Source organism: Xenorhabdus sp. SGI240 (assembly GCF_040081915.1).
In the GTDB taxonomy this organism is placed as follows: domain Bacteria; phylum Pseudomonadota; class Gammaproteobacteria; order Enterobacterales; family Enterobacteriaceae; genus Xenorhabdus; species Xenorhabdus bakwenae.
In genome coordinates this window covers 100,796-116,314 of sequence record NZ_JBEBMB010000003.1, presented here as the reverse complement: position 1 = coordinate 116,314, position 15,519 = coordinate 100,796, and the positions used below count along the sequence as shown (strand labels likewise).

Annotated in this window: 13 protein-coding genes; 10 read left to right on the top strand and 3 right to left on the bottom strand. The window is 41.0% G+C overall.

All coding sequences use genetic code 11. The features are described 5' to 3' along the window. Nucleotides 1-22: 22 nt before the first annotated feature. Complete coding sequence (gene pntB, locus ABLA76_RS00975; protein ID WP_348986548.1) at nt 23-1,411, top strand: Re/Si-specific NAD(P)(+) transhydrogenase subunit beta; 1,389 nt, start codon at nt 23-25, stop codon at nt 1,409-1,411. Nucleotides 1,412-1,931: 520 nt separating this feature from the next. Here pntB and ABLA76_RS00970 read toward each other — a convergent pair. Next, nucleotides 1,932-2,201 (bottom strand): LCI fold-containing protein, encoded by a 270-nt coding sequence (locus ABLA76_RS00970; protein WP_348986522.1) that lies wholly within the window; start codon nt 2,199-2,201, stop codon nt 1,932-1,934. Nucleotides 2,202-2,507: 306 nt separating this feature from the next. Between ABLA76_RS00970 and ABLA76_RS00965 the strand changes: the two genes are divergently transcribed. The 4 genes from ABLA76_RS00965 to ABLA76_RS00950 are packed head-to-tail and all read left to right on the top strand — an operon-like array spanning nt 2,508 to nt 7,091. Beyond that, nucleotides 2,508-3,248, top strand: a complete 741-nt coding sequence (locus tag ABLA76_RS00965; protein ID WP_348986521.1) for an ABC transporter ATP-binding protein — start codon at nt 2,508-2,510, stop codon at nt 3,246-3,248. Then, nucleotides 3,238-4,434 (top strand): ABC transporter permease, encoded by a 1,197-nt coding sequence (locus ABLA76_RS00960; protein WP_348986520.1) that lies wholly within the window; start codon nt 3,238-3,240, stop codon nt 4,432-4,434. The genes ABLA76_RS00965 and ABLA76_RS00960 overlap by 11 nt, the downstream gene beginning before the upstream one ends. Next, complete coding sequence (locus ABLA76_RS00955) at nt 4,427-5,863, top strand: TolC family protein (protein ID WP_348986519.1); 1,437 nt, start codon at nt 4,427-4,429, stop codon at nt 5,861-5,863. Before ABLA76_RS00960 ends, ABLA76_RS00955 begins: the two co-directional genes overlap by 8 nt. After that, nucleotides 5,856-7,091, top strand: a complete 1,236-nt coding sequence (locus ABLA76_RS00950) for an HlyD family efflux transporter periplasmic adaptor subunit (protein ID WP_348986518.1) — start codon at nt 5,856-5,858, stop codon at nt 7,089-7,091. The genes ABLA76_RS00955 and ABLA76_RS00950 overlap by 8 nt, the downstream gene beginning before the upstream one ends. Nucleotides 7,092-7,101: 10 nt before the next feature. Here the strand turns inward: ABLA76_RS00950 and ABLA76_RS00945 are convergent, their stop codons facing one another. Further along, nucleotides 7,102-8,766, bottom strand: coding sequence for a cyclic peptide export ABC transporter (locus tag ABLA76_RS00945; RefSeq protein WP_285810797.1), 1,665 nt, complete (start codon nt 8,764-8,766; stop codon nt 7,102-7,104). A 557-nt stretch (nt 8,767-9,323) separates the two neighbouring features. Here ABLA76_RS00945 and ABLA76_RS00940 point away from each other — a divergent pair. The 5 genes from ABLA76_RS00940 (at nt 9,324) to ABLA76_RS00920 (ending at nt 14,435) form a co-directional block, all read left to right on the top strand. Next, the gene (locus ABLA76_RS00940; protein ID WP_348986547.1) at nt 9,324-10,241 is read left to right on the top strand and encodes a tyrosine-type recombinase/integrase; all 918 of its coding nucleotides are present in this window, start codon (nt 9,324-9,326) and stop codon (nt 10,239-10,241) included. 92 nt (nt 10,242-10,333) lie between these two features. Next, the gene (locus tag ABLA76_RS00935) at nt 10,334-11,215 is read left to right on the top strand and encodes a DMT family transporter (protein ID WP_047770101.1); all 882 of its coding nucleotides are present in this window, start codon (nt 10,334-10,336) and stop codon (nt 11,213-11,215) included. A 150-nt stretch (nt 11,216-11,365) separates the two neighbouring features. Continuing rightward, nucleotides 11,366-12,457 (top strand): amidinotransferase, encoded by a 1,092-nt coding sequence (locus ABLA76_RS00930; protein WP_348986517.1) that lies wholly within the window; start codon nt 11,366-11,368, stop codon nt 12,455-12,457. 112 nt (nt 12,458-12,569) lie between these two features. Continuing rightward, on the top strand, nt 12,570-13,529 hold the full coding sequence (locus ABLA76_RS00925) for a fatty acid desaturase (protein ID WP_348986516.1): 960 nt from the start codon (nt 12,570-12,572) through the stop codon (nt 13,527-13,529). Between the two features lie 39 nt (nt 13,530-13,568). Next, the gene (locus tag ABLA76_RS00920) at nt 13,569-14,435 is read left to right on the top strand and encodes a hypothetical protein (protein WP_047770107.1); all 867 of its coding nucleotides are present in this window, start codon (nt 13,569-13,571) and stop codon (nt 14,433-14,435) included. 79 nt (nt 14,436-14,514) lie between these two features. Here ABLA76_RS00920 and uspE read toward each other — a convergent pair whose 3' ends face one another. Then, a complete protein-coding gene (gene uspE / locus ABLA76_RS00915; protein ID WP_047770109.1) occupies nt 14,515-15,459 on the bottom strand; it encodes a universal stress protein UspE in 945 nt (314 codons plus the stop codon). Between the last annotated feature and the right edge of the window lie 60 nt (nt 15,460-15,519).

The following is a 15,519-nucleotide window of genomic DNA, read 5'->3' as shown; positions in this document are numbered from 1 at the left end:
GTAACTTATGTCGAACGGAGTAATATCGAACGGAATAGTGACAGCAGCCTATATTGTCGCCGCCATTTTGTTTATTTTCAGTCTTGCCGGGCTTTCCCGCCACGAAAGCTCCAGACGCGGTAACATTTTGGGTATCGTTGGGATGGCGATTGCGCTGATTGCCACGATATTAGGGCCTGATACAGGTAAAGTTGGCTGGATTATTTTAGCGATGGTCATCGGTGCGGTTATTGGCATTCGTCTCGCCAAAAAAGTGGAGATGACTGAAATGCCAGAATTGGTGGCTATCCTGCACAGTTTTGTCGGATTGGCGGCAGTGCTGGTTGGGTTCAATAGTTTTATCACCCATGATAATTTTGCCAGCTCCATTATGGAAAACATACATCTGACAGAAGTTTTCCTTGGGGTATTTATTGGTGCCGTAACCTTTACTGGTTCGGTTGTCGCATTTGGTAAATTACGGGGAAAAATCTCTTCCAGGCCATTGATGTTGCCACACCGACACAAACTTAATCTGGCAGCCTTGATCGTATCTTTGGCCTTAATGTTCACCTTTATCAAAACAGACACTGTTGGCCTGCAAGTTTTCACTTTACTGGTAATGACCGTTATCGCACTCGCTTTTGGCTGGCATCTGGTTTCCTCAATTGGTGGGGCAGATATGCCGGTCGTTATTTCCATGCTGAACTCATATTCAGGCTGGGCGGCTGCCGCAGCCGGTTTTATGCTGAGCAATGATTTGCTGATAGTTACAGGTGCTTTAGTCGGCTCTTCGGGGGCAATCCTTTCTTATATTATGTGTAAGGCGATGAACCGATCTTTTATCAGCGTCATCGCTGGCGGTTTCGGTACTGATGGCCATTCTTCCGGCGATGAACAAGAGCTGGGAGAGTATCGAGAAACAACCGCGGAGGACGTCGCTGAACTGTTGAGAAATTCCACTTCGGTCATCATTACCCCAGGTTATGGTATGGCCGTGGCTCAAGCACAATATCCTGTGCATGACATTACAGCGAAATTACGTGAGAAGGGCATCAATGTTCGCTTTGGCATTCATCCGGTTGCGGGGCGGTTGCCAGGCCATATGAACGTACTACTTGCCGAAGCGAAAGTTCCTTACGATATTGTTTTGGAAATGGATGAAATTAATGACGATTTTTCTGAAACAGATACGGTTTTAGTTATAGGCGCCAATGACACCGTAAACCCTGCCGCCCAGGAAGATCCTTCAAGCCCTATTGCTGGCATGCCGGTGTTGGAAGTCTGGAAAGCACAAAATGTCATCGTATTTAAACGTTCGATGAATACGGGATATGCCGGAGTACAAAATCCATTATTCTTTAAAGACAATACACAAATGTTGTTTGGTGATGCCAAAGAGAGTGTAGGTGCCATCCTTCAGGCTTTATAACTGCAAGGTAATCAAGCGACTTCAAGATCCTAAGAGCTTCGAGTTATAACCGAAGCTCTTTTATGATTTGATGGTACTCACTATGCTATAGACTTATGTGCATAGATGAGGTATCAGATAAAAATTCACGCGTCAAAACATTAACGCCAGTGATTGAGATTAAAGGTCATCGGTATGTCGTTATTACAAAATCAGTGACAACGGTAGCGAAGAGCAAGTTAAAAGCTGCGGATATCGTTTGTATTATGCCTAGTATTCACTCCGATATCGTGGCAGCTTTAGATACTATCGTTTCGGGGGTTTAGTTGGGTAAGATCTCCTTGGGCTAATCGACTAAATCGAAAATTAGGATTACCAACACTGGTATTTGATTATCTGATTTCCAGTACAAAGAATGAGAGTTACCTTTTATTTTTTGATTATGGATTTAGTGCCGTTAATCAAAGTAGGTAACTCTCTTTTATATATAAAACCAATTAATGCATTTAAGAAATTTTTAATGAAATTTTATTTTTCTATGTTAATATCTTCTACCTTCATAGTGACCATAGAATAATCCATTACTACAACTTCCAGAAGATTTAAGATACCATGTAATTCCATTCTCAGTGAATGCATTAGAAAAACGATCCATAGAATGAACAATATATCTACTATATAGATTACCACCAAGATGCTCTATAGCCTGTGGTCGACAATCTTCAGACGGAGATGCCGATGCAGTACCAATTCCTCCAGTTAATGCAATACCTGCTGCTAACGCCCCAATTGTTAATAGTTTCTTAAACATAAACATTCTCCTGTAATAGTTTTAGAATTTAAAACTTAAATACACTACTTATAAATTTCTATTTGATAACGCACGCTAAATCTAAATCAACACCTGCCGATGTTGCAATTTTAAAATTTAGAAAATGACTGTATTTTTATATTCTGGATTAGAAATGCAACCTCTATTATCATAATTTATGAACAACAATGATTTGGCTATTATTCACAGAGGGAAAATAATATATTTATAATTACAACGCAATTCACCATAACAATATTGGTTTAAGATTGGTAGATATTAAAGAGAGAGGATATTATAAAAATAATGGATACTATAAATTCGATTCATCCCACAATACCAATATCACCTGTTATCAATATGCAACGGTTAACCCATATTTATCAACAGGGTGAAAAGAATCAAATAGCCGTTCTAAAAAACATTACTGCACAAATTTATGCCGGTCAGAGCTGTGCTATTGTCGGAACATCGGGTTCAGGTAAAAGTACATTATTAAATATCCTTGGCTTGCTGGATAAACCCACCTCCGGTGAGTATTTTCTTTGCGGCGTCGATATGTCAACCGCCGATGCTGACCTCCGAGCCAGAATGCGCAATAAAGAAATTGGCTTTGTTTTTCAAAATTTCCATTTGTTAGCCGGAATAACAGCCACAGAAAACGTTGCTTTGCCGCTACTTTACCGCGGTATTTCTGCTTCGCAGGCCCATAAAATTGCCAGAGAAAAACTGCATTTGGTTGGTCTCTCACATCGTGCTGCTCACTATCCGGCAGACTTATCCGGCGGGCAGCGACAACGGGTAGCGCTCGCCCGGGCATTGGCCGGAGAACCCTCGTTACTGCTGGCTGATGAACCTACCGGCAATTTGGATCGCCAAACCGCAGAAGAAATTTTATTGCTACTTTCTTCTCTTCATACAGACAAAGCGATGACGCTGGTCGTAATAACCCACGATGCTATGGTTGCGAACCATATGCAGCGTGAATTACGTATCGTTGACGGTCAGTTGCATGAAACCAGAGGGATGACAATACATGCAAGATAGCAACTATGGCATGTCGGTATTAATGATCTGGCGAGAAGCCTGGCGGAACTTAATGGCAACAGGGAGAAGCACTCTGTTGGCTTTATCGGGTATCGCTATTGGTTGCGCATCTGTTGTGGCATTTGTTAATACCGGACATAACGCTACACTGGCTGCGTTGAAGATGTTCAGCGGGCTTGATATCAACGTCATTACAGCAAGTCTGAATTCCTATAATCATGGGATTGATAGTCAGTCAATTACCATGGCCGATCTGACAACCGCTATTCCGGGTTTATCTTCCGCCGCCCCCTGGATCTATTATCCTTCGCCCGGGCGCTATAACGGGAAAACAGAAACCTTTACCATGATAGGCTCCTCTGCTGAACTAGAGGAAGTCATGCAATTGCGGCTTCGTTATGGCCGTTTTATCTCTGATTATGATCAACACTCGCCTTATGTGGTCATTGGCAATGAAGTTGCTGTTACCCTTGGTGAAGAGAAGCCATCCCGTCTACTTGGTAAGCAGATTCAGCTTGGTAACTATTTATACACCGTGATTGGTATTTTCGCTATAAAAGGGCAAAACCCTATCTTTCCTTTTTCGCTGGATTCGGTGGTGATTGTGCCTATCAATGCCATGCGAAAAATCTCACCCAATACCGATTTGAATGGCATCATCGCTCGCACCATAACAACCGCAACCACAGAAACCGATGCGAAGGAGTTATTGGCGTTGCTAAAGCGCAAGTTTCCGGCGGTTGATATTGACGTTCGGGTAGCCCAGCAACTACTGAAAGGGCAGACAGAACAAAGCAAAACCTTTTCGTTTATGTTGATCGGGTTGGCGGGCATTTCACTGCTTACCGGCGGTATTGCCATTTCAAATGTGATGCTGATGAACGTTTCCGCCCGCCGAAAAGAGATCGGGTTACGTATGGCGTTAGGTGCAAGAACGCAGGATATCCGGCGTCTTTTTTTGTATGAAGCGGCGGCACTGACTTTAGCCGGCGCCATTCTTGGTACACTGACAGGGGTTATCGTCTCCTTTCTTTTTGTCCGTTATTCTGGCTGGTCATTTTCTTTAGCCCCTTTATCTATTCCTTTAGGGATAGGTAGTTCTGTCATGGCGGGACTTATCTCCGGTTTTTATCCCGCACATAAAGCCTCTCAAATGGAACCCGTACAGGCATTACGTGATGATTAAAAAATATTTCCTTTATGGCTCTCTGAGCTTGTTTTTCCTTTTTCCCCAAACAGAGCTTTCTGCATCTGAACAGGATTACAATCTGCGTCGGGAAGCCTCAGAAGAGGCTATCGGCTTGTCATTGAGTGATGCGATATCGCTTGGTTTAAGGAATAACTACGCAATCCGTAGTGTTTATCTGGATCGTATTGCCCAGAAATTTGACTTACGGGTGGCAGAAGATCGATTTACACCAAAACTACAGCTAAGTGGGCGTTACATTGCGGGTAAAAATCAGGATGAAAACTTCAGGAAAACCAACCTTTCTCCGAATGCCACACTGCTCACTCCGTTGGGAACGCGTTTCACTCTTTCCTGGACGCGCGAGAACACGAGAGCCGGGGTAAACAATTTTCATAATGATGGCGCAAGTATTACTGTAGTACAGCCTCTCTTACGGGGAGCAGGAACCGATGTTAACAATGCCCCAATTTTACTGGCTAAACTCCAGGAACAAACCAATCGGTTGAATTTAAAAGCGACGATTTCCGATTCAATCACGCAAATAATTTTCGCATACCATGCATTACTCCGTGCGCAGGAGCAACAATCATTATCAGTTGCTTCCCTGAAGCGGATGCGGAAATTAGTCGGAATTAACAAAGAGTTGATTGATGCAGGCAGAATGGCCCAGACCGATATCATACAAACACAGGCTGATTTGGCGATGCAGGAGCTTTCGGCCAAAGAGGCGGAAAACAATGTGCATTCCACAAGGCTGGCATTACTTAAGTTACTTGCCCTAAACCATAAAACTCCCATCTATGCGACAGATACGCTAAAAGGAACACAGATCAGTCTGCATATTGAACAATCAATTGCCAGGGCACAAGCCCAGCAGCCTGATTACCTTATTCAATTACTTTCTGCAAAAACCGCCGATATTCAATTATTGCAGGCCCGAAATAACCGGCTCTGGGATTTATCACTGGTAGGCGGTGCATCTCAGGATCGTTCAACTTCTGAAACTCGGAACTGGGAAAATTTTGTAGGTATAAAATTGGATATTCCAATTGGTGATATGACTCAGAAACAAGCAGAAGTTCAGGCGAAAGTCAATGTCCAGAAGCAAGCCTTACGCCTGGAGGAGGAAAAAGCACATTTGGAACAAAAAGTCATTAATGCAATCCGTGATACAGAATCACGCTGGCAGGAATATCAACTGGCAATAAAAGCCAGTTCACTTTCTCAAAAGAAACTCAACATTGAACAGGAAAAGTTACAGGCTGGCCGATCCAGCAACTTTCAGGTTCTGAGTTTTGAAACCGACCTAAGAAATGCCGAAAATGCACGCCTGAATACGCTGATTCACTATCTCAATGCTCAGGCTGAACTGGATCAAATTCTTGGTACTACACTGGAAAGCTGGGAGATAACACTCAATGATTAAACGTTATCGATGGGTCATCGCTGGCATATTTATTGTGGTGGCTTGTTTTTTTACCTTTTTATCCTTAAAGCAATCGCCAGCTCAGGAGTCAGTACAATGGATTGAGGTAAAACAAACTGTTATAGAAAAACGGCTTGGCCTGGTCGGCCATCTACAATCTGCACGTCTTGAAACTATACCCGCGCCATTTGATGCCATTATCAAACACGTTTTGGCCAAAGAAGGACAGTGGGTGAAAGCAGGTCAGACATTAGTTATGCTTGATACCCGAAAGATTGATATTGATCTTCGGCAAGCGCAAGTTGAGATGATCAAAGCCTCATCAGTCGTTAACCAATTGCATGACTGGGAGAATAGTCAAGAAGTTATCCGAGCCAGAAGAAACGTCGAAAATGCAAACCATATGGTTATGGAACTGAAAAATAATCTCGCCAAAACCCAGGCTCTGTTTTCACGGGGTATCGTGCCAAAAATGGAAGTGGAAACTCTCCAGCAGCAACTTCGCCGACAACTCACGGAACTTGCTTCAGTACAGGACGATCTTGCATCCATTCGACAAAAAGGAAATATTGACAACGTCCGTGTTGCAGAAATGGAGCTGAAAAATGCAACAAGCCGCTATCAGGCGCTACAAGAACAATATCTACATAAAGAAATCAAATCTCCATTTTCGGGTGTTGTGCTTAGGGCAACACAGGGAGAAAGTAAGAAGCTCTTAACGATTCAGACAGGCGTTCGGATGACAGAAGGAATGCCTTTACTGGAAATTATGGACACAACCCAATATCAGGTACTGGCGCAGGTCGAAGAAACCGATCTCGCCAAACTCAAAGAAGGGCAGGCAGTAAAAATTAGTGGGGAGGGATTTTCTGAGCACCCTCTGGATGGCGAAATTGAAACCATTGCGATGCAAAGCGTGAGTACGGATAAATCAGGTTCAGCGATTTATTATGATGTTGTGATTAAAGTGACTTCATCCCTGAATCAGGGCTATCCCATCAGGCCCGGAATGAGTGCCAAAGTCAATATTGTTATTTATCGCAATGAACAGGGAATGGTGATACCAGAAGCAGCACTAATTCGAGCCAGTAATGAACAATTAACCGTAAACTGGCGTCCGGATTTAAACAGTCAGGCTATATCCCGCCAGGTCACTGTTGGTGAGGCTATGCCGGAAGGGATAGAAGTTCATGGGCTGGAAGAGGGATTTATCGCATTGCCACGCTGATTATCCAGCCTTACAGTACGGTCTCATCTTTGACAAGAAGTCGGCCATTTTCCAGCTTGATACAATGATCAGCCAAGTGGAAAAAACGATCGTCGTGTGTAATCGCCAGCACGGCTTTACCACGTGCGGCTAATTCGGGCAATAATTCCTGATAGAATACCGTCTTAAACAGTGGATCTTGATCAGCCGCCCATTCATCAAACAAGTAAAATGGCCGGTCTTCCAAATAAGCAACCACTAAGGCAAGACGTTTCCGTTGTCCCAGTGACAAATCACGGGTCGAGAAACAACCGTGCTCAATCTTTACCTTGTGATCTAAATGTAGTTTAGCGAGTAACGCGTTAGCACGCGCATCCAGCGTTGAATCTGAGTCACTCAGACCGACCAAAGTTTCGAAAAGGTGGAAATCAGAAAAAATCGCTGAGAATAATTGTCGGTAGTTTGCTCTGTTGCTGTCAGTAATGACATGTCCATCAACGGTAATGACGCCACTTTCAGGTGCATAGAGGCCGACTAAAAGCTTGGCGAGTGTCGTCTTACCACTGCCATTACCACCGATCAGAAAAGTAATTTCTCCTCTTTTAAGTTCCATATCAATGGGACCGAGTTGGAATACTTCATCCTCTCTCTCCCGATAATAGTTGTGGGTAAGGCCAGACAGGTGTAGTGAGTGAACTTCACCAAATTCGTTAGCAGAGATTTGCTGACCAAAGTGATCTTGCTCATTCAATTCAGCAAGTACATTTCCAATGCGGTGCAGCGACACACGAGCGACATTCAGTGTTGGAATACTGTTTAACAGCCCATCCAGGGGCATCAGCATAAACAGAAAAACAATCAAATAGCCAGCCAAAGTCGTTGTTCCAAGAGATGGCATCACAGTCGGGGCGAATATCACTACGCCTAAGAACACATAAAATAAGAAGAGGATCCAGCCAGAGCCAAAGGCATAAACACTAAAAGCACGAGTACGATGCTGGCGTACCGCATCAATTTCACTGCTAAGTGAGCGGGTAAAAAAAGACTGGGCGCGTGAGAAATGCAACTTCAACTCTTTTGCTCCAGAAAATAAGGCGTTGAAGTGATTGAAAAGACGATCTTGTGCCTTGCCTGCTGCTTTGAATGAAGAGATCGCTCTGGCGCCGCCAAGACTATAACCGAGTGAACCAATGATGACTACAGCCAATGCTAAAGAGAATACAGGCCAGGATAACCAGGCCAGATAACCGAGGCAGCCTAGTACGATCGCTCCCTGCATTATGATATTGGGTAAGGTGAAGAATAATATTGATACATTAGTTGTATCATCAGTAATAATGGACTGCCCCCGAGAAGTACCAAGTAGCTCAATCTGACGAAAGGGGGCACGAACAACGCGCTCTGAAATAAGTTGGCGCATCTTCGCTATTGTGTTCTGGCTTAATTTAGCGAAAATCACGCCACTCAAAATGCGGCAGGTAATAGCCAGCACAGCCAGGATACCGAAAGACCAAGCGAATGAAGAGTAATTTTCGCTGGGGATTGTCACTGCTCTATTAATTAATGTAATCAAAGAAACACTGGAAATGCCATTGGCGATACTGGCAAGGACAGCAATGGTAAGTGCCCAGCGTGAACGGAACAAAAGTGAGAATAAAATTTGATGGGCAGGTTGTTTTATTGTCGATATGTTCATTTATGGGTCCATAAATTATGTAGGTTACTAGCCAAAGTATTTATCCTTTCTGGCGAAGGCGCTTGTCCCATAAGGCTGGCTAGGATAACGGCATTGTATCACTCTGTTTCATGACGTATCCTCAACGCACCTTAAATACATTATAATTATTAACATAAACCAAATTTCCCTAAAACGTATCAGATAAAATAAGTGATAACGTCATAAAGCAAGACAGTCGAAACCCTTTCCAGGGTCATTACTAATCATTAAAAATAAATTTTCAATAAATTCAAAGCATTATGATACTGCATGTTTAGCGTATTTTTATCGCCATTCATCTACTTATTAAAATATACATTTGAAAAAGTAAGACTTATTGAATAAGATGACGTGGGTGATAAGCCATAATTTTTACAGAGCGTAACGACCAAGGCGCAGCTAAGCTGCACAAAAAACAAACCACCAGGAATAGGAATAGGGAAATGGAAATGTCAGTTCCGTTCGATCATGAAAATAACAGTGATAAACAATCATTGATTGTGCCGAACGATCATCAACAAGAACAGGGTATGCTGATGTCGCTATCAGCAACGGGAAGACAGATATATGACAATCCCGCCATTGCTTATCTTGTCAGTCTTGGATCAAAACGCAGTCGCCAAACCATGAAATCTTTTCTGGATATCGTGGCAAAAATGTTGGGATATCAAAATGTGCAGGATTGTACCTGGCATGCACTTCGTCGCCATCATGTTCAAGCCATTATGGAAATGCTTTCAGATTCGGGTAAAGCCCCTGCAACAATTAATACTTATCTCGCCGCCTTGAAAGGAGTTGCATTGGAAGCATGGACAATGAAACAACTCGACACAGACAATTTTCAACATATAAAACAGGTGCGATCTGTCAGAGGAAATCGACTACCGAAAGGCAGAGCACTTGAGCGTTATGAAATAAAAACTTTATTCTTTACCTGCGAAAATGATATCAGCACAAAAGGGTTACGTGACGCAGCTATCATTGGTGTGCTTGTGGGGTGCGGGCTTCGTCGTTCAGAAATTGTTTCACTCGATATGAAGCACATTATTCGTCGCGAGCAGGCATTAAGAGTGATGGGAAAAGGTAATAAAGAGCGGTTGTCCTATATGCCGGAAGGAACATGGGAACGTTTAAATCGTTGGGTGGATGAAGTGCGTGGAGATCACTCCGGCCCGCTTTTTACCCGAATTCGTCGTCATGATGATGTCACTGATAATCGTTTATCAGATCAAGCCATCTATCACATCCTTGAGACACGCAGAATAGAAAGCGGATTGGAAAAATTTGCCCCGCATGATCTGCGCAGAACTTTTGCGTCAGCCATGCTGGATAATGGTGAAGATATCGTGACTGTCAAAGATGCAATGGGGCATTCAAGCATCACTACAACCCAAAAGTATGATCGCCGTGGAGATGAACGTCTAAGAAACGCCGCCAGAAATCTGAATTTTTGACAGGAAAGGGCCGCTATCTTGCTCTATTTTTGCGATCAAATATTATTCGACATATTTTACCTTTCTTAAATAACAATGACAGGTGTATTTGTATGACCTCAAAAACAACACTTTGGAGTGCTTACGGTTCAACTTCCCTTTTCGTTTTATTATGGAGTAGTGGCGCAATCTTTTCTCGTTGGGGACTGGATCATAGTTCTTCTTTTGCTATTTTGACGGTGCGTTTTGCGATTGCATTTCTATTTTTGTTAGCACTCTGCATGTTCAAAAAACATTTCCTTCCAGCTTCTGGAAGCAGGAATAAAATTGCTGCGGTTGGGTTACTAATCATTGGAGGATATTCGATTTTTTATTTTCTGGCGTTAGAAAATGGAATAACCCCCGGCATCTTGGCTACGGTAATGGGAATTCAGCCGATTATTACACTTTGGGTGATGGAAAGAAATTTCACAGCTCGCCGTTTAATAGGATTATCTCTGTCGTTCATCGGATTAATGCTTGTTGTATTTCAAGGGTTGGTTTTGACAAAGTTTTCCTTTTCAGGAACTTTTTTTGCTTTAGCGGCTCTGGCTTGTATGAGCATCGGAGCCATCTTTCAGAAACAAATCCAGCAAGCTCCCTCTGAAGTATTACCATTACAATATGGTGTCAGTTTATTGCTTTGCCTGTTATTTATACCTTTCAAACCTTTCCATATTGAACCTGTCATCGGTTTTATTGTACCTGCATTATGGCTTGGCTTAGTGATTTCTGTAGTAGCTCAATTATTACTTTATAGACTTATAAGAGCTGGTAATTTAGTTAATGTCACTAGTTTGTTTTACCTTGTTCCGGGAGTAACAGCAATAATGGATTACTTATTTTTAGGTAATGCGTTATCTATTTTAAGTATCGTTGGTATGTTCGCGATAATAGCCGGTTTGGCTATGGTTTTTCGTGAAAAAAAGATAAATAAAATTAATAAATTCAAATAGCTAAAATACTTGTGATTTATATGGATTATTATTTTGTAGTCTGACAATAATAAAATAACTAAAGATCACCAGAGTTGCTAATTTTTAAAATCTGATTAATCTCAACAGGCGAGGATAATGAATAACATTAAATAACAAAATGGGGGCAACATGAAAAAATTATCTCATTTAGAATCACCTAAGTCACCCGTCAATGCATTTACCGAGTGGGATCCACTTGAAGAAGTGATTGTTGGTCTTGTTGATGGTGCCAGATTTCCTACATGGCATATGGCACTGGAACCTGTATTACCAGATGATCAGGTCATTAATTTCCAACGGAATGCGGGACGTTCTTTTCCTAAAGAACGTATTGAAGCAGCTTCTAGAGAGTTAGAGGAATTTGTTAATATTCTTACAAATGAAGGAGTCAAAGTTCGTCGTCCCGATACCCAAGATCAATCACAAGTATTCGGTGCACCAGGATGGGCAAGTACAGGATTATATTGTGCCATGCCTAGAGATATACTTTTTGTTATTGGTGATAATATTATCGAATGCCCGCTGGCATGGCGTTCTCGTTATTTTGAAACGTCAGCCTATAAATCTTTGATGAAAGAATATTTTAAGGCTGGAGCTAAATGGAGCGCTGCCCCTAAACCGCAATTGACTGATGAACAATATAATTTTAATTGGGAGAAAGAGAGTATAGAACAACAGAAAGTTGTTCTTGCAGTAACAGAGTTTGAACCCACTTTTGACGCGGCTGATTTTTATCGTTGTGGCAGAGATATAATTGCTCAGAAAAGTCATGTAACAAATGATTTTGGAATTGAATGGCTAAGAAGACATATTGGAGATGAATATCGTATACATGTTTTTGAATTTGATGATCCAAACCCAATGCATATTGACGCAACTTTTGTTCCTATTGCACCAGGGAAGTTACTGATTAATCCTGATAAGGTATCGGAAATTCCAGATTTATTTAAAGGCTGGGATGTATTGCATGCACCAAAACCGATTATTCCAGATTCCCATCCTTTATATATGACCAGTAAATGGATTAATATGAATATACTAATGTTGGATGAAAATCGAGTGATCGTAGAAAAGCAAGATGAACCCATGATAGCCGCAATGAAACGTTGGGGGTTCACACCTATTCCATGTAATTTCAGGAATTTCAACAGCTTCGGTGGGTCTTTCCATTGTGCAACATTAGATGTCAGACGCCGAGGAAGTTTGCAATCTTATTTTTAATAAAAAATCATTAATAGTGAATATCTGGCAAAGTTAATCATTATATTATTACATAATGAAAATATTAACTTTAAAGTATATTTACTATTGCAATTTTAAAAATGAGGTAAATATGAAAATATGGAAATATTCCACTAAAGATTCCATCATGTTTATTTTTAGCTTGTTAAATATTATTATAAGTATAGTGCTATCGTCATATTGGAGTGGTTTTTCAATTTCAAATTGGCTATTTAATATGGCTATTCTTTCATTTATAGCCACATACAATATTATAGTCATTTCACATTTCTTTAGTCATACTCCATGGTTTATATCGCCAACTATGAATGGTTTCGTTTCTATGCTCAACTCTATCAATATAGGGCAATCAATCCAAGCTTATCAATTTACACATGTCAGAAATCACCATAAATATCATAATGATAATGGTGATCCTATTAAGGATGGTTCGTCAACATTTTGGGGCGGTAAAGATGGGAAACATAATACATTATTGAATTATGCTATTTTAGGCGGACTAAATACCCTTTATAAAATCATCCCTCATACGTTATGGGCAATATTTTCATGGAGAAAACCTTTCAGTCAATATGATCATGGATTTGAAAAATTAATTTCAAAAATTGAGGCTAATAAGAAGAAAGAACTTATCCAACTGCGTTTGGATCGGCTTGCTATGTTTGTTGGACTGGTTTTTTTCTTTACCTTATCTTGGCAATGGACATTGCTTTGTTATTTGCCGTCATTATTAGTCTCTTTTATTTTGGTTAATATTCAAAACTATTATGAACATTATGGAGCAAATCCAGAAAATCAATTCTCCAATTCAGTCAGTTATTATGGTAAATTGTACAATTTATTAACTTTTAATGATGGTCACCATCAAGAACACCATATTTCAGGTAGCACACACTGGAGTTTTCTGCCTAAATTGCGGGAAAGATATGATTCTAAATTTAAAGAACAGGAGAGAATAGTAAGTCCCGTTCCTGCAATTGTAGGCTTTTTGCATAGGAAACGAAAAATGTTATATAAAACTCAAGATATAAAAGAAAGAATCCAAAAATAAATTAAACGAAATATGATTCAATATATTGAAGGAATAGTCATGACGCACAAAAATTTATCACTTACAGGAGTGAAGCTGGAAGAATCAGAATTTGTTATACATGAAACTGAAGGCCGCATAGAAAAAAGGGCTGTTGATGCTCTTCTGGATGGTCATCTTGCAGCATGTCGAATCCGTGATTTCTTATCGTGGGAACAACGACAAAAAATCATTGATAATTTTTGGTCATCTACAGCAAGAAAACCCCGATATGGTGACGGGATAGATGGTATAGAAGGGTATTTCCTTGGTGCTTCTCACATAGAAAAAACAACGCTTGCGTATTTCAAAGAGGTTGAATATTTTCGTCCAGCAATTACTCAACTTTTTCAGGGGACGCTTAATCCTCAAGCATATTTTATAGCGCAATTAAATGATTCGCAGTCAGAAAACTTATTACAGGTTCGTCCAGCCATGTATCAAGGAATGCCGGCTGGTGATGTCAAAGCAGTCTATTGGAATAATTCAGGGGAGTTTTTATTATTACCTCACGATGATTTAGCTCAACTTGGCGATCCTCGACAAAATGATTTTGAGATTCAGAGTATCAAGCGTGTCATGGCAGTCAATTTTTATGCGGAAGTTCCACAAGGGGGCGGGCAATTGAAAGTGTGGAATATTGACCCTGATATGGAATCACGTTCTGCTCTTGGACTCACCCACAGTGGTTTTCCTTATCCTACAGATCTACTCGAAGAACATGAGAGTATGGTCATTGATATAGCACCAGGGGATTTGATCCTACTCAATGGCAATTTGATACATGCAGTTTTAACTGGAAATGCCAATCAATTGCAGGAAAAGCGGCTACTCATTACATGCTTTATGGGACGTCACGAAGATGGTGATATTATTTGGTGGACATAAGTTCTGAAAAATATTGTTGATGATAAAACGTGAGATTGCCCGAAATGAAAGTCGGGCAATCTATCAACGACTAAGCACGTTACTCTACATCTATTTTGATTGGGCAAACAAAACCATCAGGTTTTATAGCTAGCAAATCACATCTTAGTCGATCGACGACATGTTCGGCAGTATTGCCAAGAAACGCGGCTGATAACCCCGTTCGACCAAGAATACCTAAAACAACCACACCCGCATTAAGTTCATCACATATTTCGGGGATGACTTTTTCCGGTATACCCTCATGAACGTGAGTTTGCTGCTCATCAATATAGAATTTTTGTCTTAGCTCTTTCATGGCGATTAAATGTTGGCCACGTAATGCCTGGTTATACACATTAGGATCAAAGTCAGGCAATTCAGTTGCAATATTTAAAGGTGCTACTGGATAAGCGCTAACCAGATGGATCAGAGGGTCTTTTACAATTCGATTGGCAAGTTCTTGTGTCTCACGCACCAATTTAAGATTCAATTCATTATGGTAAGGTTCTTCATTGGATAAATTGACAGCAACAACAGCAGAACCATTTTCTGGCCATACTTGATCTTTTACCATCCAGACTGGGCAAGGGCACTTACGTAATAGATGCCAGTCAAGTGGGGTAAAAATCATCGATTCCAGTCGGGAATGTTGATGTGCCATTTTCAATAATAAGTCGTGATTTCCAGTAATAACTTCTTGGATGATGGCTTCATAAGGACGATTATGCCAAACCACTTTGATCTCAATATCAATGCCTGATTCAAGGTAGTAATGGGCTTGCTGTTTTATCCAGGCGACTCGTTGGCCTATGACACCTTTTCGCATAGCATTTCTTTCTTCCGGAGAAAGTAAAGTGGTCATTTCATATGAAAAGTCATAAATAGGTAAAAACGCTTTAATCTGCCCACCACTGCGTTGCACGATATAGACTGCACGCCTTAATGCGGGCTGATCATCCTGATTAGGGTCAATTGCAACCAAGAGGTTTTGGTAGTTTGCCATATTGAGTTCCTCGCAGAGTCTGAATGCCTCTTTCGTACAGAAAATAAACCAATATAAACA